Origin of the sequence: Shewanella sp. KT0246 (assembly GCF_019654955.1) — a bacterium.
GTDB classification, from domain to species: Bacteria; Pseudomonadota; Gammaproteobacteria; order Enterobacterales; family Shewanellaceae; genus Shewanella; species Shewanella goraebulensis.
Genome location: NZ_BPEV01000012.1, coordinates 18,191 through 42,965, shown reverse-complemented (window position 1 = coordinate 42,965; position 24,775 = coordinate 18,191). Strand labels below are relative to the sequence as shown.

General features: G+C 40.5%; 14 protein-coding genes. 10 read left to right on the top strand and 4 right to left on the bottom strand.

The features are described 5' to 3' along the window. Positions 1-53: 53 nt before the first annotated feature. The 4 genes from cysQ to K5Q58_RS07675 form a co-directional block, all read right to left on the bottom strand. Positions 54-872, bottom strand: a complete 819-nt coding sequence (gene cysQ, locus K5Q58_RS07690) for a 3'(2'),5'-bisphosphate nucleotidase CysQ (protein WP_259651276.1) — start codon at positions 870-872, stop codon at positions 54-56. A 376-nt stretch (positions 873-1,248) separates the two neighbouring features. Continuing rightward, a complete protein-coding gene (locus K5Q58_RS07685) occupies positions 1,249-3,327 on the bottom strand; it encodes a glycoside hydrolase family 16 protein (protein ID WP_220753363.1) in 2,079 nt (692 codons plus the stop codon). Positions 3,328-3,463: 136 nt separating this feature from the next. Further along, entirely contained in the window at positions 3,464-6,091 is a 2,628-nt protein-coding gene (locus tag K5Q58_RS07680) for an exo 1,3/1,4-beta-D-glucan glucohydrolase (protein ID WP_220753362.1), read from the bottom strand. A gap of 87 nt (positions 6,092-6,178) precedes the next feature. Next, on the bottom strand, positions 6,179-7,492 hold the full coding sequence (locus tag K5Q58_RS07675) for a sugar MFS transporter (protein ID WP_220753361.1): 1,314 nt from the start codon (positions 7,490-7,492) through the stop codon (positions 6,179-6,181). Between the two features lie 298 nt (positions 7,493-7,790). Between K5Q58_RS07675 and K5Q58_RS07670 the strand changes: the two genes are divergently transcribed. The 10 genes from K5Q58_RS07670 to K5Q58_RS07625 all read left to right on the top strand — a co-directional run bounded on the left by K5Q58_RS07670 (position 7,791) and on the right by K5Q58_RS07625 (position 24,683). Then, positions 7,791-9,125: a GH1 family beta-glucosidase gene (locus K5Q58_RS07670; protein WP_220753360.1), complete on the top strand. Its 1,335-nt coding sequence runs from the start codon at positions 7,791-7,793 to the stop codon at positions 9,123-9,125. A gap of 85 nt (positions 9,126-9,210) precedes the next feature. After that, positions 9,211-10,530, top strand: a complete 1,320-nt coding sequence (locus K5Q58_RS07665) for a glycoside-pentoside-hexuronide (GPH):cation symporter (RefSeq protein ID WP_220753359.1) — start codon at positions 9,211-9,213, stop codon at positions 10,528-10,530. Positions 10,531-10,762: 232 nt separating this feature from the next. Then, the gene (locus K5Q58_RS07660) at positions 10,763-11,770 is read left to right on the top strand and encodes a LacI family DNA-binding transcriptional regulator (protein WP_220753358.1); all 1,008 of its coding nucleotides are present in this window, start codon (positions 10,763-10,765) and stop codon (positions 11,768-11,770) included. Positions 11,771-12,702: 932 nt separating this feature from the next. Further along, positions 12,703-15,702 carry a TonB-dependent receptor gene (locus K5Q58_RS07655; protein ID WP_220753357.1) on the top strand — a complete coding sequence of 1,000 codons (3,000 nt, stop codon included), beginning with the start codon at positions 12,703-12,705 and terminating at the stop codon, positions 15,700-15,702. Positions 15,703-15,958: 256 nt separating this feature from the next. Next, positions 15,959-17,542, top strand: a complete 1,584-nt coding sequence (locus tag K5Q58_RS07650) for a tryptophan halogenase family protein (protein ID WP_220753356.1) — start codon at positions 15,959-15,961, stop codon at positions 17,540-17,542. A gap of 103 nt (positions 17,543-17,645) precedes the next feature. After that, positions 17,646-18,365 (top strand): SapC family protein, encoded by a 720-nt coding sequence (locus K5Q58_RS07645; protein ID WP_220753355.1) that lies wholly within the window; start codon positions 17,646-17,648, stop codon positions 18,363-18,365. Between the two features lie 48 nt (positions 18,366-18,413). After that, a complete protein-coding gene (locus K5Q58_RS07640) occupies positions 18,414-19,427 on the top strand; it encodes a cupin-like domain-containing protein (protein WP_220753354.1) in 1,014 nt (337 codons plus the stop codon). Between the two features lie 118 nt (positions 19,428-19,545). Next, positions 19,546-21,078 carry a tryptophan halogenase family protein gene (locus K5Q58_RS07635; RefSeq protein WP_220753353.1) on the top strand — a complete coding sequence of 511 codons (1,533 nt, stop codon included), beginning with the start codon at positions 19,546-19,548 and terminating at the stop codon, positions 21,076-21,078. A gap of 45 nt (positions 21,079-21,123) precedes the next feature. Then, positions 21,124-21,879, top strand: coding sequence for a DUF6445 family protein (locus K5Q58_RS07630; RefSeq protein WP_220753352.1), 756 nt, complete (start codon positions 21,124-21,126; stop codon positions 21,877-21,879). Between the two features lie 134 nt (positions 21,880-22,013). Beyond that, positions 22,014-24,683 (top strand): glycoside hydrolase family 3 protein, encoded by a 2,670-nt coding sequence (locus K5Q58_RS07625; protein WP_259651275.1) that lies wholly within the window; start codon positions 22,014-22,016, stop codon positions 24,681-24,683. Positions 24,684-24,775: the final 92 nt, after the last annotated feature.

Sequence of the window (24,775 nt, the reverse complement as noted above, 5' to 3'; positions counted from 1 at the left end):
GTGTGCTATGACTTAAATACACTCAGATGTTCAATCAAACCTTGATACAAAAACTATTTACGCTCAAACCATTTAGGTGATGCGGCAATAAAATACGGATTTAAAATATCTTCTTTTTGGTTGTACTCAAGTGGAGTTAACTCAGGGAATTTAAGCACCTGACCACCTGCACTTTCTAATACGGCTTGCGCAGCTCCAGTGTCCCACTCACTTGTTAATCCTAAACGTGGATAAACATCGGCATTGCCTTCAGCTACTAAACAAAACTTAAGCGAACTACCAACGCTATGCATTTGATGCTCACCAATATTGGCAACGTACTCAGCAAGGCCTGGGCTAATATGTGAGCGGCTACCTACGACAATAGGTTTAGCATTAATGGGTTGCTCACTGATATCCAATACTTGTTGCGTATTATCACTTTCAAGCCAAGCTCCTTGACCTACTATTCCTGAATAACATTTATCTAAAACGGGGGCGTAAACAACACCTGCAACCGCTTTACCTTGATGAATAAGCGCAATATTGACGGTAAACTCACCATTACGTTTAATAAACTCTTTGGTGCCATCTAATGGATCGATTAACCAGTAAGTGGCCCATGTTTTACGTACGTCCCAGTCAATATCCGCAGCTTCTTCGCTCATCACTGGAATATCAGCAAAATATTTTTCAAGCTCGCCCACAATCACATTGTGGCTGGCGATATCAGCCGCTGTTACCGGGCTGTCATCCTGTTTTTGCTCTACTTGCAAGTCAGGTGTCGAATACACTTGCATAATGGCATCGCCTGCTTGTCTAGCAATGGCAATCACGATATCTAGTTGTGCTTTAGTTAAACTAATTTGTTGTTCTAATGCTTTAATTGTCAAAGGTCATTCCTTAGAAAATACTGACTTTTAAGCCAGAAAATAATCAGCTCACATTATGCCATTGACTGTATTAAAGATTTATAACTATTTAGTTTGTCTTAGACATTAAAAACTGCCTATTAAAATTACTTATATGAATCCACTTATATAAATGTACTTGTACAAATTCATTTGTATGAATGCACTTATATAAAAAATTCCTAATTTACGTATTCGAACCTAAATAACAAACACACCATTGTTACTTATTTGTAACCTCAGTTTGATAGTAAGCCAAGAACGATGAGCATAAAACCCTCAACGCCTTGACTGCATTCGTATTCAAACTGTTAAAACCCAACTAGGATTAAATAATACGCCTTAAACCAAGTTCAAGTTATTTAGTCAGCATGACGTTATCAACTTGCATGACCACACCATTTTGATTTCCCCATGCAGGGAAAACAACTAAAGGCGTATCAACTTTGGTTAAATCTAAACTAGAACCAGTATTGGCTACTACATCTGCTAAGGCTACTTTATAGTGAGTCCATGCGCCTACTGCTGGTGCATTGATAGCAAAATCTCCCGAACTACAAGGGTGTCCGCAATCAATTTTGATATTAAAGTCTCGAACTTCTCTGGGATCTGTGGTGACATTTAAGTCAAATTCAACAAAATTAAAACTACTCACATCTTGTTGAAAATTAGGACTTTGAAAATAAACCACCGCTTCGTTTGTATTGAAACTAAATTGACTTACTAATCCGTTATCACCGCCCACATCAACTTGCTCAATCCCGACACTCCCTGTTGCCGCATAATGACCAATTTCAAAAGGCGCTTTGACAGCATCATCATATACAATCAGTTCATCTGTTTGTGCCACATCATATTCATAACGCACATTATCAATTTGCAAACTCATATTACCCAATGGCTCGATAACAAATGGATTTGAAACGGATGCTAAATCAGCAAAACTACCCGGTGAAAATTGATTACCACTTGCTACAAGTTCATCAATCGGTAAGCGAATTTCTGTCCAAGTATTTAACGCAGGTAGTTCAACATTAGTATCACTGACATTAGGCCAACCACTGTCAATTTTGACCAACAAATCGACATCGTTGTCAGTGCTCATCACGTTTAAATCAAATACCAAAACACCGTTAGCTGACCAGTGGGACAAGTCTGCTGTTGGCGGGTAAGCAAAATACGCGTTACCCGTTGCACCCACTTTATCCAATTGAAGTACTTCACCACGGTCTTCAACCTGAACTGAGGTTAACGTCACTGAATTATCTGGGTTATAGCTGTCTAAACTCAACCCTTCAGCTAGGGCATCGTTGTACATAATGAACTCAGGACCTGCACCAATATCTGTTGATGGTGTGCTAATTTCTGGTGCTAAATGTCCTTCGACCACTTCTGCTGCTGCTTCATCTATAGAAGCACAACCTTGTCCAGTTTCAGGCGAAACACTGCACTCATAAACACGTACATAATCAACTTCTAAAGTTTGTGGGAATACACTTTCATCTACCCCCGTATTATTGACATTTGCAGCCCAAGTACCACCGACAGCCAAATTCAAAATCATATGAAATGATTGATTGTATGGGCCATCTTCCAAGGCATTTTGTAGATTGCCATCGCTGTCTGTGTATTGGCTATACCAACCTGTTGAGCGCTGTGTAGCAAAGTGAACATCATCAACGTACCAGCGAATTTCATCTTTTTCCCATTCAAGGGCGTAGACATGAAAATCATCAGCAGGGTTAGCGCCTTCTGGCAATGTATACTCAGCACCTGAGTAAACATTGCCTGGCCACGCTTTACCGTAATGCAAAGTGCCATGCACTTTAGCTTCAGGTTCAGAGCCTTCTGTGACCACTTTCAGGTTTACCGCCTCCATAATATCGATTTCACCGGATCCTGCCCAAGGACCATAAACCCAGTCTGTCGGTAACATCCAGATTGCAGGCCAAGTACCTTGACCCTGTGGCATTTTGGCGCGGATTTCAAAGCGGCCGTATTTCCAATCTCCTTTATTAGTCGAATCTAATCGCGCCGAAGTATATGGCTGCTGTTTAGAAGTGTCTGCAGCATCATAATTAGGATCGCCCAAGGCAACGGCTGGACCACTGAAATCTTCACGTTCTGCAGTGATAACCAATAAACCGTCAGCGACCTTACTGTTTTCATCCCGTTGGGTATAACACTGATGTTCTTGATTACCGCCACCATAACAATTGTGGGCGAGATTCCATTTATCTAAGTCAATCGCAGTCCCATCAAACTCGTCGCTCCAAATAAGCGTCCAAGGACTTTCTTGTGGTTGTTCAACACTGTTATCAGCGGCTGCGGTATCATTTACAACCTCCTCTGATGTATTGTCTGAACCGCAAGCGATTAACAATGCAGCTAAAGCACTAACACTAGTGAGAGTTAAAACTGGTGGTAATTTTTTCATTTTCCCCCCAAGGAAATAGCAAAAAATCTTGAAAAAAATCCAACAAAATCCCTTACAAAGTTAATTGCAAGTTCACAGCAGTGCAGGAGTAAAGACCTACTTGGCTAGCCAATTTCTAGCCAAGTAGCAAGGTTAGTTATGAAGCTGGACAGGTAATCGTGGCGTCATCTGCCGCATTTGGAACAATTAATAAATCACTGAAGTTAATTTCAGCTTTACCATCGGTTGCCAAATAGAAAGGCGTATTAATATTACCGAAGTCAACTTGCTGGTTAGCAAAGCATTTCAAATCAACACTAATGGTTTGCCAATCACCAACTGAAGAATTTAAAGCACCAGCAATATCAACATCTGCGCGGCAATCTCTATCACACGCAACACCCAGCATGACAGGTTTTTCAACCTTATTGGTGGTTTTGATTAAAACAGATAAGGCAGCATTACTGTTTGAATAAGCTCGTAAGTCACGCGGGAAGTTACTGATTAAGCCAACAAAACCCAGACCTGTGCCGTTAAAGTTAACCAAACGAGCATCTTCTTGAACAGCTTTATCAAAGGTTCTTAGGGTCAATGCATCATTCTGTTGAATACTGCTACTTACAGTGTCCATTGTGCTCTCAGTACCAATAATCAATTTCCATGGCGCTTTCACTGCACGTTCAAATAAAGCTAACGGCTCAAGTTTGGCTTCAGATGCAAAGTTATCTTCTGAAAGACTATCGGAAACTTGGCTTTTTTCACCGTATTTAAGACCATATCCATAGGCAAATAATGGCTGGTAATTTTCATCATTCACATTGACTGTGGTTTGCTGCGGTGTCGTTGGCCATGAGAATGAAAGCTTACCGACAAAGTCAGCATTCACTTTGCCATCAACATTTGAAAATAATACTTGAGCAACACCGTCACCTTCAGTACCCGGTAACCATGCAGCAACAAAGGCATCTGATGCATTCAATTCAGGGTTAACCCACATAGGGCGACCACTGATAAAGACTGAAACAACTGGAATACCCTGTGACTTAAAAGAGTTTAGCAAGGCTAAATCACGCTTATCACCACGCTGATATTCAAGGTTATCAATATCACCGTTACCTTCAGCGTAGGGCTCTTCACCAAATACTACAATCGCAACGTCGGGTTTATTCACGGCTTCAAATTGGCCATCAACACTTAACCAAGCTTGTCCGCCAGCCGCATTGACTGTTTGCTCAATACCAGCATAAATAGACGTTGCGCCAGGGAAGTCTTCGTTTAAGTTATCCGTACCCTGCCAAGTAATACTCCAGCCACCTGACTGTTTACCAATGTTGTCCGCAGCATCACCAGCAACAAGAACTTTAGAATTAGGTGCTAGCGGTAAAATATTAGCGTTATTTTTCAATAGCACTAATGATTCACGCACAGCTTGTCTTGCGACATCACGATGTGCTTTGGCGCCAATTAATTCAGTTTTACCTGAAATAGCACGGTTAGCTGGGCTTGGTTTTTCAAATAAACCAGCGCGGAACTTAACTCTTAAAATACGGCGAACCGCGTCATCAACTCGAGCTTGAGTAATTTCACCGCTTTTTACTTGTGCAATCGTGTTTTCATATAATGGCTTCCAAGCACTTGTTGGTACCATAAATACATCTAAACCAGCATTTGCAGCTTGGGCACAAGATTCATTTGTACAACCATCAACTTGGCCATGACCATTCCAATCACCAACTACAAAACCATCAAAACCCATTTTGTCTTTTAGTACATCATTCAGCAGATACTTCTCGCCATGAATTTTTTTGCCTTGCCAGCTGTTAAATGATGCCATGACAGTTTGTGCACCAGCGGTTAATCCACCGACATACCCCTGAGCATGAATATCAAATAACTCTTGTTCAGAGTCCATGTTCTGGCCTTGATCGATGCCCTTCTCGGTACCGCCATCACCTAAAAAGTGCTTAACGGTAGAAATAACATGTTGATCAGATAAAAAGTCATCACCAACCTTACCCTGTAAACCTTCTACAATTGAGTGCGAATACGCTTTCACAATGCGAGGATCTTCTGAATAACCTTCATACGTTCGTCCCCAGCGATCATCACGTACCACTGCAACTGTTGGTGCAAACACCCAATCAATACCGGTAACCATCACTTCTTTAGCGGTAATCGCGGCAATATCTCGAATAAGTTCAGGATTATTCGCTGCACCTAAACCAATGTTATGTGGGAATAAAGTCGCGCCAATCACGTTGTTGTGACCATGTACCGCATCCGTTCCCCACATTGTTGGAATCGCGATGCCATCAAGGCTGTCATCCATTGAGGCTTGATACATATCTTCAGCTAATTTAATCCAATCAGCAGGTGTCGCGTGTTTATCATCATTGGGATACGCACCACCACCATTCAAGTAAGAACCAAAACCATATTTACGCATATCTTCAACAGTGATGTCGCGAATTTCTGGTTGGATCATTTGGGCAATTTTTTGATCTAAAGTCATCTTATCCATTAACTTAGAAATACGCGCCTCAAGTTCAGCGTCTTTTGCTAACGGAATATCTAAGGTAGGCCAAATATCAATGTTATTTTCCATTGTGATAGCATCTTCATTTGTTTGTGCAACTTTCACTACCACTTGTTGATCTGACTCAACTTCAGTTGGGATAGCCTTTTTATCATCATCCGAGCAAGCAGACAGTCCAACCAATACGGCGATGATTTGCAGTGGCAACGTTAATTGCTTCCTTGCGATAACCCTATTTGCCTTTTTCATAAATTTTGCCTTATCTATTCTTTTAGTAATGTCTAAATTTGATTGCCTGAATGAATTCACGATGTCAGCCACTCAGTTAAAACTTAATTAAACCGCTTGTTGTGGACGCTTGGCTTTACTGCCCACTAAACCGTAATAAGCGATAAATGCATAACAAACTAGCGGTAAAATAAATGCCAATTGAATACCAAATGAATCAGCTAGCATGCCTTGTAATAACGGCACGATTGCTCCGCCCACAATAGCTAAACACAACACACCTGAGCCCTGACTAGTATGTTGTTTTAAATCAGCCAGCGCTAAACTGAAAATCGTTGGGAACATAATGGAGTTACATAATCCAACTAATAATAATGCCCACATAGCTGTGGTGCCTTCTGCAAGCATTGCTACTGCAACTAACAGCACTGCACACGTCGCGTTAAATGCCAGTACTTTACCTGCAGCAATTTTCTGCATTACTAACGCCCCAATAAAACGACCAACCATAGCGCCGCCAAAGTAGTATGCGATGTACTTGGCTGCTTGTGCTTCAGTAAAGCCGCCAATATCAGGTTGGGTTAAAAAGTTAATTAAAAAGCTACCTATACCGACTTCAGCACCGACATAAACAAAAATACCCACTGCACCTAATACAAGATGAGGATATTTCCACGCACTGCCTGTTGCTGTTGAATCTGTGTCAGCTTTTTGCTCATTAATACCCAGTACTGGTAGTTTAAGAACGAAGAAAATAATCGCTAACACACATAATGCGCCAGCTAACATTAAATAAGGCACTTGCACTGTACTGGCTTGATGAACAGCTTCAACCGTTGCTGTTGACACTGCCGAATCAGCCCCTCCTGATTCTGAGCCATGACTCATGTTGCTTAAAATAAGGTAACTACCGAAAAATGGCGCGACCGTTGTACCTAAGGCGTTAAAAGCCTGGGTCATGGTCAATCTTGATGAAGCCGTTTCAGCAGGCCCAAGTGCACTGACATATGGGTTTGCTGCGACTTGTAAAATAGTAATCCCTGCAGCAAGAACAAAAAAAGCGCTCAAGAACATCCAATAAGATGCGTAACTTGCTGATGGATAGAACATCAAGCAGCCAACACAGGCAATGGCAAGCCCAGTAACAATGCCCTTTTGATAGCCAATTTTTCCGACAAGATGCCCTGCTGGAATAGATACAATAAAATAAGCACCAAAGAAGCAAAATTGCACTAACATGGCTTGGGTATAGCTTAATTCGAACATATTTTTTAAATAAGGAATTAAGATGTCATTTAAGCAGGTTAGAAAACCCCACATAAAAAATAGTGACGTTAATGCCATCAGGGCAAATTTGAAATTCCCCGTTTGATGAACACTTCCCATTTCAGCAGCATCTGCATTTACCGGTGCGCTAGCCATGACATTTCCTCTTTAATTATTATGTATTTATGGTCAAAGACTATCTAAACACGCTTGTTCTACACCTTTTGTAGTACACAGATAGGCTGTTTCGAGAATTATCTAAATCAATTATTGACCTTTTGTTAATTAATCACTAGTCTCGATGTAAGCGCTTTCATTTTTAACATACCGATAACGAAAGTCAACGATTTTTGTTAGTAAAAATTGTAACAGCACTTCAATAACAGCTTGAGTTTCAGCTATTGGAGTTGAATTGACAGGAATACGTCAGAAACATATTAAGTGAATAATAAATATGAAAATATCTTTACCATCAGATTCTAAAATGCACTCAAAGGATTTTACTTTTGGGGTTGCTACCGCCTCTTTTCAAATTGAAGGAGCGGCAGATTCTCGCTTACCTTGTATCTGGGATACCTTCTGTGCGACGCCACAAAAAATTCGTGATGGTTCTGACGGCAAGCAAGCTTGTGAACATGTGGCATTATGGAAAAATGATGTTGAGCTTATCCAGTCATTGGGCGTTGATGCTTATCGATTATCGATCTCTTGGGGACGCGTGATTAATCAAGATGGCAGCCTGAATCAAGAAGGTGTGAGCTTTTATACCAAGCTAATGGACGAACTCATCAGCCGTGGTATTAAAGTATACGCAACCCTCTACCATTGGGATTTACCACAACACATTGAAGATCAAGGTGGCTGGCTTAACCGCAACACTGCTTATCTTTTTCAAGACTATGCCGATAAAATAACGCAAGCTCTAGGTAACCGTGTTCATTCCTACGCCACATTGAATGAGCCTTTTTGTAGCTCTTACTTAGGATATGAAATCGGTATTCATGCTCCAGGGCTTGCGACTAAAGCATTCGGACGTAAGTCAGCTCACCATTTATTATTAGCTCACGGTCTTGCGATGGAAGTTATTCAAAAAAATAGCCCTGACTCTTTAAACGGTATCGTACTCAACTTCACCCCTTGTTATGCCTATTCAGATAGCCCCGCAGATAAAAAGGCTGCTCAAATCGCTGATGACTACTTTAACCAGTGGTACATGAAACCCATTATGGATGGTGAGTATCCAGCCATCATTAATGACTTTGATGATGGTGACAAACCTAATATTGAACCTGGTGATATGGATATTATTAGCCAGCCAATTGATTTCTTGGGGATTAACTTTTATACCCGCGCTGTATATCAAGCCTGCAGTGACAATCAATTTGTCCAAATAGACATGAAAGATGCCCCTAAAACCGATATCGGGTGGGAAATTTATCCAGCCGCTTTCACTGACTTATTAACTAGCTTACATAACACCTATACATTGCCGCCAATTTACATCACCGAAAATGGCGCAGCGATGGACGATAAAATTGTTGATGACGCTGTAAATGATTTAGACCGACTTGAATATTATCAAGCGCATTTAAATGCGGTTAATGATGCTATAGAGCAAGGTGTTAAAGTAGATGGTTATTTTGCTTGGAGCTTAATGGATAATTTTGAATGGGCTGAAGGCTATTTAAAACGCTTCGGGATAGTGTATGTTGACTATCAAACTCAACAACGCACCATTAAGCGAAGCGGATTAGCTTATCGTGATTTTATTAGCCAAAGAGCTAAATAATTACTACCGGCACCAATCAGCACAGGTATGTGCTTGATACCCTACTTTATACTTTAAAAATAATAATGACCCGAAAGAGGTTCGCATGATTAGCGTTAAAGAGAAAATAGCCTATGGATTAGGTGATACAGCCAGTAATATAGTGTTCCAAACAGTAATGTTGTTTTTAACCTTTTTTTATACTGATATTTTTGGTATTTCACCTGCATTTGTCGGCACCATGTTTCTTGCCGTTCGCTTTATCGATGCGATAACAGACCCGCTAATGGGCGCATTAACTGATAGAACAGAAACCAAATGGGGTAAGTTTCGTCCCTACCTTATGTGGTTCGCGCTGCCGTTTGGCTTAATCAGTGTACTTGCTTTTACCACACCAGATTTAGCCGAAGAAGGTAAAATGATATATGCCTTCGTCACTTATACGGCATTAATGATGGTTTATACAGCTATTAATATTCCCTACTGTGCATTAGGCGGTGTATTAACTGCAGATCCTAAAGAACGCGTGTCAGTCCAATCATATCGCTTTGTATTTGCCATGATTGGCGGATTAATGGTGTCGGCATTAACTTTACCGTTAGTGGAATATTTCGGCCAAGGCGACCAAGCAAAAGGCTACCAACTTACAATAGCGGCAATGAGTGCGTTAGGCGTAGTGATGTTTGTCTTATGCTTTTTAGGTACTAAAGAGCGTTTACACCCACCTAAAGATCAAAACTTGAGCTTTAAAAGAGACTTCAAGTTACTTTGGCAAAACGACCAATGGCGCATCCTCTCTATTGCCGCAATTTGGTTGTTATCGGGTATGGTACTTAAAACCAGTTTAGCGATTTATTACGTTAAATATTATTTGCATATGCCTGACTCTATCACTCTCTTTATTACCTTAGGTATGATTGGTAACATTTTTGGTTGTATTTTAGCTGAGCCATTAGCTAAACGGGTTTGTAAAGTCAAAGCCTACATTACGATTCAATTTATCGCTGCAGCCCTCTGTATTGCTGCTTATTTTGTCTCAGGTGATCAAGTTGAAATCGCTTTTGCCTTATTTATATTGTGGGGCTTTACCTTCAATATGGGCACGCCACTGCTTTGGGCTAAAATGGCTGATGTTGTTGATTACGGCCAATATAAAACCGGCGTTAGAATAACCGGAATGATTTATTCATCGGTGATTTTCTTTATCAAATTAGGTGTCGCAATTGGCGGGGCAGCTGCAGGTTGGTTACTAGCGTTATATGGTTATCAAGCCGATGTTGAACAAACAGCAGCGACTCAGCAAGGTATTTTAATTTCATTCACTATCTACCCTGCTGTAGGTTCTATTATCGTAGCAATAGTGATGAAGTGGTATAAATTAGACAATAAACAAGTTGAAGAAGTGCATGCAGCAATAACTCAATAAACAGATACTTATTGCTTAAGAATTTCTTATGAACTATTCAAAATTGTATATAGTTAACGGTTTTATGGCCTGATACAATTTATACATTCAATAGAAAAAACTATTTAACAGTTAAGTTGTTTCATTATTCTTCGCTGTTTAAGACTTTTTTTTAATGATTATGCTAAATAGTTCATGCTAGTCTAACCGACGTTTTGATTTTCATAAGCTAAACAGTATTAAATAGGGATATATGGCGACAATATACGACGTATCAGTCTTAGCTGGCGTATCACTGGCAACCGTTTCACGCGTGATGAATAACAACACCAAGGTCAGTGAAAAAACCAGACAAAAAGTGATGAGTGCGATGGATCAATTGGGTTACCGCCCAAATACCATTGCTCAATCACTTGCGTCTAGCCGCTCTAATAGTGTTGGCGTTCTTGTCTCGCAACTTGACGGTCCATTCTACGGTCCGATGATGACCGAAATTGAGACAGCCCTTCGTGCAGGTAATAAGCACGTTATCATTGCAGCAGGTCACAGCGACGAATCTCAAGAAAGAGACGGTGTAGAGTTTTTAATTAGCCGAGGCTGCGATGCATTAATTCTAGATGTTGAAGCCGTTGATGATGAATACCTCATCAAGCTTCACCAAGGTAATACTCCTATTGTACTCATTAACCGTTACATTGACGAAATCAGTGAGCGCTGTGTATATCTAGATAATGAGCTTGGTGGTTACCTAGCAACAAAACATATACTGGAGCATGGTCACAAAGACCTGGCCTATATTTCTGGGCCACTGTTTAAACTCGACTCGCAAGACCGTTTGTCTGGCCATAAGCGTGCTTTAGCTGAATTTAACATTGAGTTTGATCAACAGCTTTTTTACGAAGGAAACTATAAAGAGCAAGGTGGCAGTGAAGCCATGGATGCACTGTTCAAAGTTAATAAACCCTTTACAGCTGTAGTGTGTGCCAATGATCAAATGGCTTCTGGTGCTATTGCGGTTTGTCTTAAGAAAGGCATGAGTATTCCTGAAGAGCTATCGTTTGTTGGCTACGACAACATTCCTTTTCCGCAATATATCTCACCAAAACTCACCACAGTGAATAACCCAATTCATGAAATGGGTAAAATGGCAGCCTTATGGGTGCTGAAGCATATTTATAATGACCCTAAACCATTAGTTGAAAACACATTTAATCCAGCACTTATCGTAAGAGACTCTGCGACTAAGCCAATGAGTAAGTAATACTTTGATATCTTAGACTAAAGCTTAAAGGCTAACCTTTATAAGCCGTAACTTAAATATTAAGTTACGGCTTTTTATTGCCCATTTTTTTCACACTTGTTTAAGGCAAAGTACAACAATTAATTAGCAGTATTAGAGACAATAAGGCTCAAAGGTCATCTGTATCAATAATTCTTTTTAAAAAAGATCTTGTCCCACCCTTTCAAGCTTTTAAATGCCATAGCCTCTAAGACTTTTTAAGTTATTTTTCTTCTAGCTTTTCAATTAACTTTGTTGCTCATTTCCCATGTAACGTTTGGATTTGGCTTTCTATTAACTTTAATATTGCCAATTAATAGCTAATTAAGCCTATTAAAAGTAAAAAACCAATGATTCTTTGCAACTTTTGATATCTCAGATAGTTAACTTATCTCAATAAACAATGTCATTTACATGCCTACGTAATGAGCTTAATTTCGCTCATTATTCTGTTGATAAAGAACTGTTTATTTGTCATACAAAATAGGCAAAGTTAACTATGTATCATGATGAAACTGTCTTTGTAACAAAATGACCTTCCTCTATCTGCAACAAAGCACCTCCCTAACCCAGATAAAACAAAAAAAATGTAAGCGCTATCACAAAATTATTTCATTTATTACTTTTGTTGAGAATCGTAATCTACTTATTTTAAACAAATGATTTCAACAACTTACAAGAGTGATAATTGTGCTAGTACAAAAACAAGGTTAACGGATTGTAATTTTTTGTAGTAATTATTGTTGACGCTGTTAACAAATTAATCTAGTTTTATGTAAGCGCTTACATTAACTTTTACATAAAGGCTTTTAAAAGCGTTTACAAATGATGAATAAAACACATTACGTTCATTCGTAATCCGAATAAAAAAATCAGAGAGTAGTAGCCTGAGATCTAGTCGAGGGGAGACTTAGATGAAATTTAGAACATTTAAAAAGACCAGAATTGCCACTAGTTTGTCGGTAGTACTGAGTGCAAGTACCATGATGCCAGCATTTGCAGCCGACGAAGTCGCTGCAGATGAAAACATTGAAGTACTTAAGGTCACTGGTATTCGTGGAAGCTTAATTAAATCTATGGATTTAAAGCGTAGCTCTGACGGTATCGTAGATGCAATTAACGCTGAAGACATTGGTAAGTTCCCAGACAGTAACTTAGCAGAGTCTTTACAACGTATTACTGGTGTATCAATCGACAGACAAAATGGTGAAGGTAGCCGTGTATCTGTTCGTGGTTTCGGTGCAGACCAAAACTTGGTTATGCTCAATAATCGTCAAATGCCAGTAACAACGGGTTCTCGCTCTTTCGACTTCGCCAACATTGCATCTGAAGCAATCAGTGCAGTTGAAGTTGAAAAAACTAGCCAAGCGAAAAACTCAACTGGTGGTATCGGTGCAACCATTAATGTTCTAACTCATCGCCCATTAAGCTCTCCAGGTTTAAAAGCGACCTTTGGTGTTAAAGCTGTTGATGATCAATCAACTGATGAAGGCTCAGTCACACCAGAACTTTCAGGTTTATACTCAAACACTTTTGCAGATGGCAAATTTGGTATTTCGATTTCTGCCAGTTACCAAGAACGTGAAAGTGGTAACCAACAAGCACAAGTTGGTACAGGTTGGCGTAGTTTCCCAGGTATTGTTGACCAAGACTGGGGCGGCGATAACGCTGAATGGGGTGGTGTTCCAAAAGATGACAATCAAATAAACCGCCCAGGTGAAGGAGATGTATATGCTGTTCCTCAAACCACGGTTTACCGTTTTGAAGAGCAACAACGTACCCGAACTAACGGTCAGTTAGTGTTGCAATATGAGCCTATTGACTCGTTACGTGCAACATTAGACTACACCTATATGCAAAATGATGTAGATACACAGTCACACGATGTTTCTGCATGGTTTAACTTTGTTCCAACTCAAGAAAGTACTTGGTCTGACGGCCCAGTATCTTCTCCACTGGTTTATTCTGAAACTTACCCTGATGGCGGCGCTGATTTATCAATGGCTGCGGGTGATTACGGTACCCGTGATGAAAGTGGTTCTTTAGGTTTTAACTTAGAGTGGGATGCTACTGATAACTTATTCTTATCATTGGATTACCATACTTCAGAAGCTGAACGTTCACCAAATAATAAAAATGGTAGTAACAGTAACTTAAGTACGGCGGCATTTATTCGTACAAGTGCTGCAACAGACTTCACAGGCGATGTTCCTGTATTAGCTGTTGGCGGTGGTAATGCTGTTCGCCCTGAAGATATGCGTGTAACTGGTTCTGTATTTGGTAATGCTCGAAATAAATCAGAAGTTGAGCAACTTCAAATCAATGGTACTTACGTCTTTGAAGAAGCAGGTAGCATTGACTTTGGTATCGCAGCTACTGACGTAAACAATCACTCTCAATCAGTAAACGTACAGCGTAATGACTGGGGTGGTGTTGGCGCTGAAGGCGATTTCGACCCTTCTTGGTTCCCAGCAGGTAGTGTTCAAGATAAGTTTGATGGTTCACAAGGTGACTTCTCTGATTACCAAGGTTCTGCATCTATCGACCCACAAGATGTGATTTTCCTTTGGGACTTTGAAGCTGTTAGAGCTCGTGCAGCTGAATTATATGGTTCGTCAGCAATTGGTGACTGTGGTAATGGCTTCTGTCCATCTACAGATTACGCTAGCGATACCGACCGTTTCACTCAAGAAGAATCACAATCAGCTTATATCCAATATAACTACGAAGGTGACTGGGGCGATATGCCATTTGATGTTCACTTCGGCGTACGTTATGAAAAAACCGATGTTGAATCTAAGTCAGCTGTATCTTCATATGACCAAGCTACTTGGATTGCTGAAACAGAAATCGCACTTGAGAGCACGACTTCAGATAACCGAGTATTTGGTAAGCAAACAGGTTCTTATGATTACTTCTTACCAAGCTTTAACTTCAATATCGAAGTGGTAGAAGATGTTTACTTACGTGCAGCATACAGTGAAACAATTGGTCGTCCTGATTACACCTCAATTCAAGGTGGTACTACAGTCGGTACACTCGCTAACCGAGGCGGTGGTAGTGGTTCAAGCGGTAACCCAAGCCTACTTCCACTTGAGTCTACAAACTATGACTTCTCTGGTGAGTGGTACTACGCTGACGCAAGTTACGTATCTATTGGTTACTTCCGTAAAGACGTAACGAACTTTATCGATAGTAACCCAGTTAACTCAACAATCTATAATATTCCAGACCCATCAAATGGCGCTTATGTTCAAGAAGCAATTGCAGCTGGTGAAACAACGGCTATTGGTCAACGTCAGTGGATTTATGACAACTACGGTGCTACTGATCCGAATGTGACACTTAATCCAGACAACGGCAATATTGAGATTACTGGTAACCCTGGTGATCCAGACTTGAACTTTGTTTTAACTACTCCTTCAAACAGTAGTGATAGTTCAGTGATTGATGGTTGGGAATTCGCAGTTCAACACTTCTTCGGTGAATCAGGCTTTGGTATGCAAGCTAACTACACCTTAGTTGATGCGGGCGACACTTATGACAATGCTAATTTAAACCGTCCAGGTGATGACCCACAAAATGTACTAACTAATATCAGTGATACAGCTAACGTTGTTGCTATCTACGAAAACTACGGTTTCTCTGCACGTCTTGCATGGAACTGGCGTGATGAGTTCTTGAACTCAACAGGTGATGGTACTGGTGCTAACCCAAGTTATACCGAAGAATACTCACAAGTTGACTTCAATATTGGTTATGACATCGCTGCGGTTGAAGGCCTAACGGTATTCTTTGAAGGTTTAAACATTACTGAAGAAAATACTCGTACTCATGGTCGTTCGTACAGCCAAGTACTTAACTATACCCAAACTGGAGCTCGTTATAGCCTAGGTGCTCGTTACACATTCTAATAGTACTTTTGTAAAGATTAGGTCGTTTGAGGTGGCCGCCATGGTCACCTCTTTTTTTAAGCTACATCCAATTTGCAACAAGGAAGTTGCACCTTTTTTACGAACTTACAATTCTATTTCATTATTACAAATTATTACTTACAAACACTTGTAAGCGATTGAAAAATATTCAATGCTAGGTAAGTGTTACCTCAATTCAAATTAGTTAGCACAACAAAAGTATAGCCTTATCAATAACACTAAAAATAGGCAGCTCATGGAACAAGCGATACAAAACATCATTATTGTTGGCGGCGGCACTGCAGGTTGGTTAACAGCAGGGATACTGGCTGCTGAGCATAACGCTGATAATGGCAAACTATCGCCCTCCCCTAAACTCAATATTACTTTAATAGAATCTCCTGATGTACCGACCATTGGGGTCGGCGAAGGCACCTGGCCTTCGATGCGTACCACGCTAAAAAACATCGGTATTAGTGAAACCGATTTTTTAATGAGCTGCGATGCGAGTTTTAAGCAAGGCTCACGGTTTATTAATTGGACTCATGATCACCAAGCTAATAACAGTTCAGCAGATCATTATCTGCACCCTTTTAGCTTGCCTATCGGTACTAATGAATTAGACCTTTGCCCTTACTGGTTGCCTCATCAAGAGCAAGTTAGCTTTGCTGATGCCGTTGGCCAGCAAAATCAATTAAGTCAGTGCAGTTTAGCGCCTAAACAAATCACCACTGGCGAATATCAGTTTCAAAACAATTATGGCTACCACCTCGATGCAGGGAAATTTAGCCAATTACTGCAAAAGCATTGCACTGAAAAACTTGGTGTCAGACACATTCGAGACCATGTGACTGCAATTCATAAAAATGACCGTGGGGATATCAATCATTTATCGACTAAACAATCTGGAGAACTACAAGGTGACTTTTTTGTCGATTGCACTGGGGTACAATCTTTATTGCTCGGCGAGCAATTAAACGTTCCCTTTGTGTGTCAAAAGTCGGTGTTATTTAACGACTCTGCGTTAGCTATACAAGTCCCTTACCCACAAGCTGATTCTGAAATTGCCTCTTGTACTCATTCGACTGCACAAACCAATGGCTGGATTTGGGATATAGGCTTACCTACCAGACGCGGGGTCGGTCATGTATATTCATCAAGCCATACTGACCAAGCACAAGCTGAACAACAATTAATTGAATACCTAAGGCCCACTGTCAATATTGATGTTGATAACCTCGATATAAGAAAGCTATCGATTGCACCTGGTCATCGAAAAGTATGTTGGAAAAACAATTGTATGGCTATCGGCATGGCCTCTGGGTTTATTGAGCCGCTTGAAGCTTCAGCTTTAGCATTAGTTGAATGGAGTGCCAATACATTAGCAAAACAGCTACCGAGTAACAGACAAGTTATGGATATTATTGCTGCGCGAGTCAATCAAAGGTTTGGCCAGCATTGGCAACAAATTATTGAATTTTTAAAGTTACATTATGTGCTTAGTAAACGCAGTGACAGTGACTATTGGCACGACCATCGTGAATCATCAACCATACCAGATTCACTGCAACAGCAAATTGAATTATGGCGAACTCAAACACCAAACAAGCATGATATTCAATACACCGATGTATTATTTCCTGCCGCCAGTTTTCAGTTCGTGCTCTACGGCATGGAGTTTCAAACTATGAGCCCAAGCCATTTAAAACCATCACTGCAAAACCGAGCACAACAACTGTTTGCTGAAAATGTAAAACGCACCCAAGGATTGAAACAACTTTTGCCCACTAACCGTGAGTTATTGGCAAAAATTGCCCAATATGGATTACCTAAGATTTAGCTCTAAACAAGAATATTTGAGCTGTAATAAATGAGCATTAAAACTAAAAAATTATCATTAAAAAATAAGCACAGCTATGGCTGTATTTGATTAGGATGTCAGCATGAACAAACCAGTATTACTTAATAGTGTCGATCATAAAGATCTAAAAATCATCACCGAACGTTCAGAAAAGTATGGTGACAATCTTTGGTATACAGTGACTTTCCCAGCCGAATTTAGAAGTGTTCAAGCGCACTATCCCATCTTTTTTCAAAAAGACAGCAATACTGGTCAATTTTACTCAATTGCAATGTTTGGTTTCCAACATAAAGAGAATCTATTCCTCCAAGATGGAAAATGGCAAGCTGCCTATATTCCATTAACCGTTCGCCGTCAGCCATTTTTAATCGGTCAGCAAACCGTTCAAGAAGATGGCGTAGAACAAATTCAACGCGTGATCCACTTAGACCCAAATCATCCAAGAATCAATGAGGAAGAAGGTGAACCGTTGTTCTTCCCTTATGGAGGTAATACGCCTTATCTTGATGAAGTCGGTGAAATGCTAGAAACCATTCACCATGGGTTAATTGATAGCAAAAACTTTATTGAAACCTTAATCAAACTCGAATTACTTGAGTCATTTACTTTAGATATTGAGTTAGATAACGGTGAAAAGCATCAGATGATCGGTTTTTATACCATTAATGAAGAAACCCTCGCAGCTCTCCCAGCTGAAACATTGGCAGAACTCCATCAGCAAGGTTATCTCAATGCAATCTATATGACCTTGGCGTCACAATCCAATATCAGGCAGTTATTGAATTTTAAAAACGCTCAATAACATTAGGCTATGTCATTAGCCGTAACTAGGTAAACAAGGTTGTTGTAGATGGAACATAGTCAGACAGTTAAGGTAATTGAAAATTGTCCATTATCTGATATCGCATTAATGATGGCTCAAACGGATGAGCCAGTCATTTTTAAAGGCGCTTGTCTGGCATGGCCACTTGTGCAAGCTGGTTTAGATTCCGCTAAAGCAGCAGCTGACTACTTACTTAGTTTTTATAAAGATACACCTGTAACGGCTTATTATGTTGAGCCTAAACATAAAGGCCGAGTGTTTTATAATGAGCAGGTTAATGGTTTTAATTACCAAGCTGCTCAACTTAATTTAAATCAAGTAATTGATAAGCTATTCGCCCATAAAGATGACGAACTGCCACCAAGCATTTATATGGGCTCTACTGAAATTAATCAGTTCCTGCCGGGGTTAGCTGATGACAATAGCTTAAAGCTTGAGCCTATTAGACCTTTAACCAGTGTTTGGCTAGGCAATCAATCAAGAATCGCAGCCCATTTTGATTTTCCTCAAAATCTCGCTTGTAATGTAGTTGGCAAACGAACCTTTACCCTTTTCCCACCTGAACAAGTGAGTAATTTGTATATCGGCCCTATGGAGTTTGCTCCCGGTGGTCAAGAAATCAGTATGGTTGATTTTGATAATCCAGACTTTGAAAAATATCCTAAATACAAGCAGGCATTAGCCGCTGCAAAAACCGCAGAACTTGAAGCTGGTGATGTACTTTATGTGCCAAGCATGTGGTGGCATCAAGTGAGTGGTATTGAATCATTTAACGTATTAATTACCCACTGGTGGCGTGATACGCCCGCTTACCTTGGTAGACCCAATAACGCCCTCGCTATGGCAATGTTAAGCCTTCGCTCACTACCTAAAGCGCAAAGACAAGCCTGGAAAGCACACTTCGATCATTATATTTTCGATCATGATGACGATGATGTTAGTCACATCCCCCAAGATGCCCAAGGGATGCAAACCAAGCCGCTTGATGAATTAAATGCCAGAAAATTAAGAGCTGATTTAATTAATAAACTAAAACGATAATCGTGTATGAGCACAACTAAACATATAACTGATTAATAAAGTGCTCATTGATAACTTTAGAAACGAATAACAAAGAGTAAATCACTATTTAGTGGCTTAGTCCTAAGGAAATCCTGTTATGCAAAAGCAACACTCCAGTAATGAAAACAGTAAAGCTAACACTGGCAACAAGCCGATTAAAAAAGTGGTTATCGCAGGTGGCGGAACTGCTGGTTGGATGGCGGCCGCTGCATTAACAAAACTATTAGGTAAAAATTTAGAAGTAGTACTCGTTGAGTCTGACGAGATTGGTACTGTCGGTGTTGGCGAAGCCACGATTCCCACATTACATATTTTTCATCGGTTACTGGGCATTAAAGAACAAGATGTCATGGCAGCGACTAATGCCACATTCAAGCTCGGGATTTCATTTGAAAATTGGCATGATGTAGGCAAAGACTATATTCACTCCTTTGGATTTTTGGGTAAAGACTGCTGGGCTTGTGGTTTCCAACATTTTTGGCTTAAAGGACAACAGCGCGGTATCGTCAGTGAAATTGGCGATTACTGCACCGAGCATTTAGCAGCCCGTGAAGGCCGCTTTGCTGTGCTGCCGAATCAAGATTACAACCATGCTTATCATATGGATGCAACACTTTATGCCAAGTTCTTACGGGTCATCGCTGAAAAACACGGTATTACCCGTATAGAAGGCAAGATTTCAGATGTTCTTCAGCATGAAGATACTGGTAATATCAGTGGTTTAAAGCTGATGTCAGGTGAACTGGTTGAGGGTGACTTATTCCTTGATTGCACGGGTTTTAGAGCCATGCTTATCGAAGGCACACTTAATACAGGTTTTGATGATTGGAGCCATTGGTTACCGTGTGATAGCGCTATTGCAGTGCAAACTAAAACCACCGAAAAAACGATCCCATACACTCGTTCAATCGCTCGAGATTCAGGTTGGCAATGGCGTATTCCACTACAAAGCCGTACCGGTAATGGTATCGTTTTTTGCAGTAAATACATGAGTGATGAAGATGCCAAAGCCACCTTAATGAACAACATTGAAGGTGAGCCGTTAACCGACCCTCGGGTGATCAAATTCCGCACTGGTAGCCGCCGTAAAACATGGCATAAAAACTGTGTTGCAATAGGACTATCATCTGGTTTTTTAGAACCATTAGAGTCCACCAGCATCCACCTTATTCAACGCGGTATTGTTCGCCTACTCCAGATGTTCCCTTCACAAGGTATTGTTGAAGAAGACATTAATGAATTTAACGAACAAACCCGCACTGAAACTGAAAATATCCGTGATTTTATTGTGTTGCATTATAAAGTCACTGACCGCACTGATACTCGCTTTTGGCGCTATTGTAAAAACATGAGTGTGCCAGCGTCGCTGCAGCATCGTATCGATATGTTTGATGCCTCAGGCAAAGTCTATAAGCACGGCAATGAGTTATTTGGCGAAAGCTCATGGATACAGGTGATGATGGGTCAAGGGCTCGCACCTAAGCAATATCACCCTATTGTCGATATGATGGAAGATGAAGAGCTTGAGCATTTTTTAGGTAATATAAAGTTAAAAGCGAAGCAAAAAGTAGCTAACTTGCCTGATCATTACGATTTTGTGCAGAATTATTGCAAGTCAAAAATGTTGTAAATCCACTTGTAGTATTATTTAAATAGCGAGTCAGTAAGGTTGTATATGACAGATCAAAATACACAGCGTAAACAAGCACAGGACATAACAGATCTTAATCCGCTGATATTGGTGAATAAGCCAATGAAGCCTGAGATTCATTATATCGGTGAGCTGCGCACACCTGTGATTGTCATCGATAACTTTACTGCTGATATCTCTGAACTACAACACTGTGCTAACCAAGTCGACTTTGATTTAGATAAAGGCTCTTACTACCCAGGAGTAAGGGCTAAGTTGCCAAAAGATTACGTCATCGAAGTGCTGAACCATGTTTTTCAATTAATTTATGATGTTTACAAGATCCCAACTAATTTACGTATCAAACCTCAAGCGACTTACTTTTCATTAATCAATCGACAGCCTGAAAGCTTGAGTACTTTACAGCGTATTCCACACTTTGACACACCAGCACCTTATTACTTTGCTGTACTCCAATATCTCAATGATAGCCCTCATGGTGCCACTGCATTTTTTAAGCACCAACCCACAGGTTATGAGCGTATAACCCAGTCAAACATGGACAAATACTTCAGAGCCGCGGAGCCCTATTTGCAAGAGTTAGCCCCCTTTCCGGCTCAATATTTTGTTGAAAGTAACGAGCATTATCAACAGCATCATCACATAGAATACAAACAGCATCGCTTGGTCATATACCCAGGGAATTTATTGCATTCGACTTTAGTTAATTACCAAACTGATATTGACAGTAACCCCAAAACTGGACGTTTGACTGCCAATATATTTATCAATGTTAGCTAGGATTTAGTTCTATTTAACATTGCTTCTAGGTGTAGCTTCAAATGAGTCATCACAAAAATTGCTCACTCGAATAGAGCATTTAACAGATATCCCAATCAATACTTAATCAATAACCAATCAGCAAGGAGCCTGAGATGACAGCCAAAAAACGGCCAAAAATGAAAGCGCTTACAAAAGGTGTGATAGACACAAAAATGTTCAATAATCGTATGCTTAGAACATTGTCGGTTTCATTGCCCATTTCAGCTTCAATGTTATTGCTTAGTACAACTGTAACGGTTGCGGCACCTTCAGAGAGTATGGTCAGTCAATCTCATGCCCTTTCTGTTCTTAGCAATAGCGAACAACAACGCTTACAAGCTCGCTTATCTACGGTTGAATCTGAAATTGAACGTTTACTGCCACAGCTCACTTTAGAAGAAAAAGTATCACTGGTGCATGCCGGCGGTAAGTTTCATATCCCCGCTATTGAGCGATTAAATATCCATGAAATGTGGATGTCTGACGGTCCCCACGGTGTACGTTACGAAATTGACAGAAACTCTTGGGCACCTGCTGGCTGGACCAATGACTATTCAACTTATCTACCACCACTCACGGCCGTAGCCGCAAGTTGGGATCCTGAAATGGCAAGTCTTCATGGTAATGTTCTTGGCGCTGAGGCGCGCCACCGTAATAAAGACCTTATTCTCGGGCCTGGGGTTAACCTTGCCAGATTGCCGCTTTACGGACGTAATTTCGAATACATGGGCGAAGACCCTTATTTAGCTGCTACTTTGGTCGTTCCCACAGTCAAGGCAATTCAAGAAAATGACGTAGGGGCAACGGTTAAACACTATGCCCTTAATACCCAAGAGCTAAACCGTACAGGTGTGAATGCGAAACCCGATGAGCGTACTCTGCGTGAAGTTTATTTACCCGCATTCGAAGCTGCTGTAAAAGAAGCCAATGTGCATGCCATTATGGGGGCATATAATGAGTTTCGCGGCACTAATGCTAACCAAAGCCATCATCTTATTAAAACTATTTTAAAAGGTGAATGGGCCTACGAAGGTGTGCTCCTTACTGACTGGAATGTCGACATCAATACCTATGACGCTGCCATGAACGGCCTAGATATTGAAATGGGCACCGCTGTCGAAAGTTATGATGAATACTTTTTAGCAGATCCACTACTAGCGATGATAAAAGCCGGTAAAGTGCCTGAATCTGAGCTTGACGACAAAGTTCGCCGTATTCTTAGAGTGCAATTAAGCATCGGTATGATGGACAAACAACGTTTATCAGGTGAGCGCAATACTCAAGCCCACCGTGAAGATGCCCGCACTATAGCGGCCAATGGCGTGGTGCTATTAAAGAACAATAATCAAGTATTACCCCTTGATACAAATAAGGTCGAAAACATCTTAGTATTAGGACCTAACGCAGATAAACGACACGGTTTTGGTGGCGGTTCATCAGAGGTAAAAGCTTTATATGAAGTTAGCCCGCTTGATGGCCTAAAAGCCAAGTTTGAGCAAGTAGGTAACAAGGTCAATATCCAGCATATGCGCCCAGCAAGTAGCAAATTTATGCCTATTCCCAATGACTACTTAACCACACGTCACTGGACTGGTACCCCTTCTTGGCAAATTAACTATTATGCAGATAATCAACTTAAACAGTTAACCAGTGAGTCATGGATAGCAGATCCGCAGTTTGATGCCAAAGGTCAGCAACAAAACGTTGAAATACAGGCAAATATCAAACCGATGGAATCAGGTAAACACACATTAAAAGTCCTAGGTGATGGTAAGGTTTCTCTGCTGATTAATGATAAACTATTATTTAGCCAAAACGCTCAGCATACCAATGTGATTAATGAAGATATTGAACTTAAAGCTGGTGAAACTTATGCCTTTAAATTAGTTTACCAAGGTAAGAAAAATGTCACATTAGGTTGGGAAACACCCAATAGCTTGTATAACTCAGAGTCAGAGTATTTAAACGCTGCCAAAAGTGCTGATGCGGTCATTTATTACGCAGGTTTAAGCCATGCTGATGACCGCGAATCCATTGATAGACCAGACATGAAATTACCTGGCCAGCAAGATGAAATCATTAGCAAGCTATTGTCTGTTAACCCTAACACCGTAATATTCATAATTGGTGGCTCTGCCGTTGAAATGCCTTGGGCTGAAAAAGCGAATGCCATTGCTTGGGGATGGTATGGTGGTATGGAAGCTGGCCATGCTTATACCGATGTCTTATTTGGAGATGTTAACCCAAGCGGTAAATTGCCGATTACTTTACCTAAAAAGCTGCAAGATACTGCGCCAATCGCTTTAAATGACTATAACGAAAAAGAGTCGTTATATTCTGAAGGCGTATTTATTGGTTATCGCTGGTTTGAGCAACAAAAAATTGCGCCAGAATTCCCGTTTGGCCATGGTTTGTCTTACAGTGAATTTAGCTATGACGATATTAAATTCTCCAGTAGCAAGCTCAGCGGAGATGACACGTTAACTGTTTCTGCCAGTATCACCAATACCAGCAAAACCGATGGCGCTGAAGTTGTGCAGCTTTATCTTTATGATATGAAGGCCAGTGTGCCTCGTCCGCTTAAAGAGCTGAAAGGTTTTGATAAAGTTTGGCTTAAAGCTGGCCAGACAGGCAAAGTAAGTTTTAATCTTAATAAGCGTGACTTATCGTTTTGGGATGTAAAAACCAATGACTGGTTAGCTGAATCAGGTGAGTTTAAGGTTATGCTTGGTTCATCAGTCGAAGACATTCGATTACATAAAAGTTTTCAATATCAACAATAGCTTAATAGAACTGAGCTAAAGTCCATCCTTCAAAACTGCGTAAACCGAGCAAATTCACTCTCGGTTTACGTTATTCGTTCTTCAGTTTCTAA

Coding starts and splice junctions, on each gene's coding strand:
- K5Q58_RS07685 (WP_220753363.1), bottom strand. CDS start 3,327: ATGAAAAAATTACCACCAGTTTTAACTCTCACTAGTGTTAGTGCTTTA.
- K5Q58_RS07680 (WP_220753362.1), bottom strand. CDS start 6,091: ATGAAAAAGGCAAATAGGGTTATCGCAAGGAAGCAATTAACGTTGCCA.
- K5Q58_RS07675 (WP_220753361.1), bottom strand. CDS start 7,492: ATGGCTAGCGCACCGGTAAATGCAGATGCTGCTGAAATGGGAAGTGTT.
- K5Q58_RS07670 (WP_220753360.1), top strand. CDS start 7,791: ATGAAAATATCTTTACCATCAGATTCTAAAATGCACTCAAAGGATTTT.
- K5Q58_RS07665 (WP_220753359.1), top strand. CDS start 9,211: ATGATTAGCGTTAAAGAGAAAATAGCCTATGGATTAGGTGATACAGCC.
- K5Q58_RS07660 (WP_220753358.1), top strand. CDS start 10,763: ATGGCGACAATATACGACGTATCAGTCTTAGCTGGCGTATCACTGGCA.
- K5Q58_RS07655 (WP_220753357.1), top strand. CDS start 12,703: ATGAAATTTAGAACATTTAAAAAGACCAGAATTGCCACTAGTTTGTCG.
- K5Q58_RS07650 (WP_220753356.1), top strand. CDS start 15,959: ATGGAACAAGCGATACAAAACATCATTATTGTTGGCGGCGGCACTGCA.
- K5Q58_RS07645 (WP_220753355.1), top strand. CDS start 17,646: ATGAACAAACCAGTATTACTTAATAGTGTCGATCATAAAGATCTAAAA.
- K5Q58_RS07640 (WP_220753354.1), top strand. CDS start 18,414: ATGGAACATAGTCAGACAGTTAAGGTAATTGAAAATTGTCCATTATCT.
- K5Q58_RS07635 (WP_220753353.1), top strand. CDS start 19,546: ATGCAAAAGCAACACTCCAGTAATGAAAACAGTAAAGCTAACACTGGC.
- K5Q58_RS07630 (WP_220753352.1), top strand. CDS start 21,124: ATGACAGATCAAAATACACAGCGTAAACAAGCACAGGACATAACAGAT.
- K5Q58_RS07625 (WP_259651275.1), top strand. CDS start 22,014: ATGACAGCCAAAAAACGGCCAAAAATGAAAGCGCTTACAAAAGGTGTG.